The organism is Mesorhizobium sp. M4A.F.Ca.ET.022.05.2.1 (genome assembly GCF_003998845.1).
Classification (GTDB): Bacteria; Pseudomonadota; Alphaproteobacteria; order Rhizobiales; family Rhizobiaceae; genus Mesorhizobium.
In genome coordinates, this window is the sequence record NZ_RZOJ01000665.1 from 1 (window position 1) to 1,858 (window position 1,858).

A 1,858-nucleotide genomic window follows, 5' to 3' on the forward strand; every position below is an offset into this window, starting at 1 on the left:
CTCCGGCACCTGCTTTCCCGAGATCGTCACCGGCGCGCTGCCCGTCATCTACCCCTTCATCGTCTCCAATCCCGGCGAAGCGGCGCAGGCCAAGCGCCGTATCGCCGCCGTCACGCTCGGCCACCTGCCGCCGCCGCTGACTGGTGCGGGCCTCGATGAGAACCAGCAGCGCCTCGAGCGGCTGGTCGACGAATATGCGCAGGCCGACGGGCTCGACCGTCGCCGCCGCGACCGCCTGGCCAGGCTGATCGTCGAGACCGCGCGAAAAACCGGGCTTGCCTCCGAAGCTGGCGTTGCCAGAACCGACGCGCCGGACGAAGCGCTGCGCCGCATCGACGCCTGGCTCTGTGACCTCAAGGATTTCGCCGTCAAGGACGGACTGCACGTCTACGGCCGCGCGCCCGAGGACGAGGCTGATCCGCTGCGCAGGCAAAGCGCAGAGGCGGAAAAGACAGCCCTGCTAGCCGCGCTGGACGGCCGCCACACCAAGGCCGGGCCGGCCGGCGCGCCGGCGCGCGGACGCTCCGACGTGCTGCCGACCGGCCGCAACCTGTTCACCGCCGATCCCCGCACCATGCCGACGCCGACCGCCTATGACCTTGGCCACGCAGCGGCGGAAGAAGTCGTGCGCAGCTACATGCAGTCGCATGGCGACTGGCCGCGCACGCTGGTCATCGACCTCTGGGGCTCGGCCTCGCTGCGCACGGGCGGCGAGGAGATCGCTCAAGGCCTGGCGCTGATGGGCTGCCGGCCGCAATGGGATGGCGCCACCGGCCGCGTCACCGGCATCGAGGTGCTGCCATCGGCAGCCCTTGGCCGGCCGCGCGTCGACGTCACCTGGCGCATTTCCGGCCTGTTCCGCGACATGTTCCCGACCCAGATCGCGCTGATCGATGCCGCCGCCAGCGCGGTTTCGAGCCGCGACGAGGACGATGCCGAGAATCCGCTTGCCGCGGCGACGCGCTCCGAGGGCAAGGTCGGCCCGCGCATTTTCGGCACCTCGCCCGGCACCTACGGCGCCGGCGTCGAGGATCTATTATCGCGCGGCGATTGGACCGCGCGCGAGGAAATTGGCCGTGCCTATCTCGACGCCACCTCGCATGCCTATGGCGGCGCTGACGGCGAAGCGATTTCCGCGCCTGGCGCCTTCGAGGGCCGCATCGCCGAGGCCGACCTGCTAGTCCACACTGGCGACGACCCCGGCCGCGACATCCTCGAGGGTTCGGCTGACGTCGCCTTCATCGGCGGGTTCTCGGCCGCCCTCGCCGCGCTCGGCAGGAATGCTGACCTCATCGTGCTCGACACCACGGACCCGCAGAAACCGAAGCCGCGCTCGGTGGGCGAAGCCGTGGCCAGAGTGGTGCGCGCCCGCGCCGTCAATCCGCGTTTCATCGCCGGCCAGATGCGCCATGGTCCGCGCGGCGCCTCGGAGTTCGCCGAGACCGTCGACCGCCTCGTCGGCTTTGCCGAGACCACGCATGCCATATCGGGCGCGCTGATCGAGGCGGTGCACGATGCCTATCTCGGCGACGCGGACGTTCGCGCCTTCATCCTGCGCGAGAACCCGGCCGCCGCGAAGGTGATCGCGGAACGCTTCCTCTCCGCGCGGCGGCGCGGCCTGTGGCACCCCTTGCGGAACTCCATCGATGACGATCTCGCCGCGCTGATCGCCGAAGCCCAGCGGGTGGCGGCATGAACGCCTTCTCCCGCCGTGGCGCCTGCCCTGCCCTCAGCACGCCGATGCAGACCGGCGACGGACTGCTGGTGCGGCTCAACCCGGTCGCTGGAGGAATGCCACCGAAGCTTTTGATCGGACTCGGCGAATCCGCCTTGCGCCACGGCAACGGTATCATGGAGG

1 protein-coding gene and 1 pseudogene are annotated in these 1,858 nt (G+C 70.3%); both read left to right on the top strand.

Annotated elements, in window-relative coordinates:
* On the top strand, positions 1–1,696 hold a 1,696-nt coding region (locus EN745_RS34320; protein WP_189363258.1), incomplete at its 5' end, for a cobaltochelatase subunit CobN.
* Positions 1,693–1,858, top strand: a pseudogene (locus tag EN745_RS37385) (precorrin-3B synthase); the annotation flags it as partial. The gene EN745_RS34320 and the pseudogene EN745_RS37385, both read left to right, overlap by 4 nt.